We start from the raw sequence: 2,019 nt of genomic DNA, 5'->3' as shown, positions 1-2,019 counted from the left end.
TCGAGCTACTCAGGCCGAGAAATCCGCTTCGCAATAAAACTTAGTGGCTTCCTTCGTCAGCCCCTAAGTTTTTTGCTCCGACGGATTTCTCGGCCTTCGTACGCCCTCCCTCCTGCAGAGATATTTTGAGAAGGGTCCCCGCCCCCAACCCCCGGCCTACCGTCAAAGAAGAAGCTTGGGCACAAAACCATTTCGCGCTTCTGCCCAAGGTAGGTCGGGGAGCCCGGGGACATTCTCCGAACGGCTTTGGGGCCATCGATCACCCTAAAGCATCCAATAGATATCGATGGACCAAGCTTTCCCCGGCCCGGCTTGAGGGCCGGGGAAAAAAGTGAGGAGGATGTCCCCGGGCTCCCCGACCGGGCAAGAACGCTTAAACAACGCGCTGAGGTCCACGCACGCAATCGCAAGCAGCCGGAAGAACGCTCGACGACGAAAGTAAATCCGGCTATGAGCCGGGGCGATGCGCATGATCGGCACCATCGCGAATTCGGCCCAGGCCAAGAGTTTCAGCGACTTTCTCCTGGTCAAGGGAATCCCCAACCAGGTCGAAGTCGACGGAGGTCAGGCCCAAGTCTGGGTTCATGACGATGCCCACCTGGCCGAAGCCGAAAAGCTCTTTGCCGAATTCCAACAGGATCCTCGGAACCAAGCTTTCTACGGAGCCTCTGGCCAAGCCGCTGAAATTCGCTCCATCAAACGGAAGCTCGACAAAAAATCCCGCGTCATCGACGTGCGGACTCACTGGCACCGTCTCGATACCAGCCTGAGCCCGGTCACCGCAGTCTTGATCGGGCTCAGCGTGGCGCTGACCCTGCTTTCCTACGCCGACACCACCGGCCGCTGGATCGACTATTTCTATATCAGCAACTACCAGATCGTCGGGCCCTACCTCCAATGGCGAACCGATTTGCCTGAGGTTCTTCACGGCCAAGTCTGGCGACTGGTGACGCCGATCTTCCTCCATTCGGGACTGCTCCACATTCTCTTCAACATGCTGTGGTTGAAGGATCTGGGGACCATCCTGGAGCGCAAGCTCGGCAGCCTCCATTTCTTGATCTTGGTCCTGGCCTTCGCGATTCTTTCGAACTTGGGCCAGTATTGGATGAAGGGACCCAACTTCGGCGGGATGTCGGGCGTGGTTTACGGCCTACTCGGCTACGTCTGGATCCGCGGCCGGGTCGATCCTCACTCCGGTCTTTCGCTCAACCAGAGCGTCGTCACGATGATGATCTTATGGTTCTTCCTTTGCCTCACCGGCTTGATGGGGCCGGTGGCGAATTGGGCCCACGGCGTCGGCTTGGCCGCCGGGATGCTCTGGGGATTTTTCGCCGCCAAGCTAACCCGCGCTTAGCTTCCGCGCCATTTCCACGACTTTTTCGCCGATCTTCTCGACATTGGCCCTTTGCTTGGGGTCTTTGAGCCGATCTTCTTCGTCGAAGGCCTCGTGGGCCCGCGGCACCGCCACTTGATGCGGGTGGACGTGGCAGCCGATATTTCCCAGGATCGAGCGCACCGTGGCCAGGCTGCGGAGGCCGCCCAGGGCGCCGGGCGAGGCGCTCATCAAGCCCACGACCTTGTCGGAAAAGCAGGCGAGGGGAGCCTCGTTCGGCGCCGAGCGCGAGGCCCAGTCGATGGCGTTCTTGAGGACGCCGGTGATCGAGCTGTTGTATTCCGGCGAGGCGATGAGGAAGCCTTGGTGCTTCAGCATCAATTCCTTCAGCTTCATCGCATTCTCGGGGATCCCCGAGGCGCTTTCGAGGTCGCCGTCGTAAAGCGGCATCGGCAAATCCCGAAGATCGACCACCGTGACTTCGGCGCCGGCGGCTTGAGCGGCGGCGACCGCGGTCTTGAGCAGCTTCTTGTTGAAGGAGCCGGTGCGGGTGCTGCCGGCGAAGGCGAGGATTTTGACGGGATTGGACATGGAGCGAGCATAAACAAGGCGGTGCGGCAAATAAAATGCTTTTTAGGGCTTCCCGTTTTGGCTAGAGAGACCTCGATGGATGTCCTGGTCGAAAT

The 2,019-nt window shown here is 59.6% G+C and carries 2 protein-coding genes; one reads left to right on the top strand and one right to left on the bottom strand.

What is annotated here, in order from left to right:
• Window positions 1–469: 469 nt before the first annotated feature.
• Window positions 470–1,354, top strand: a complete 885-nt coding sequence (locus VJR29_03085) for a rhomboid family intramembrane serine protease (GenBank protein ID HKY62380.1) — start codon at window positions 470–472, stop codon at window positions 1,352–1,354.
• Here the strand turns inward: VJR29_03085 and VJR29_03080 are convergent.
• On the bottom strand, window positions 1,340–1,924 hold the full coding sequence (locus tag VJR29_03080) for an NAD(P)H-dependent oxidoreductase (GenBank protein ID HKY62379.1): 585 nt from the start codon (window positions 1,922–1,924) through the stop codon (window positions 1,340–1,342). The genes VJR29_03085 and VJR29_03080 overlap by 15 nt on opposite strands.
• Between the last annotated feature and the right edge of the window lie 95 nt (window positions 1,925–2,019).

This window comes from bacterium, from assembly GCA_035281585.1.
Taxonomy (GTDB): domain Bacteria; phylum UBA10199; class UBA10199; order DSSB01; family DSSB01; genus DATEDP01.
Note: the sequence above shows the minus strand (reverse complement) of the source record. Positions and strands in the feature narration are given on the sequence as shown.

What these genes read in the sequence shown, in the direction of transcription:
- VJR29_03085 (HKY62380.1), top strand. Translation starts at nt 470, where the DNA reads ATGATCGGCACCATCGCGAATTCGGCCCAGGCCAAGAGTTTCAGCGAC.
- VJR29_03080 (HKY62379.1), bottom strand. Translation starts at nt 1,924, where the DNA reads ATGTCCAATCCCGTCAAAATCCTCGCCTTCGCCGGCAGCACCCGCACC.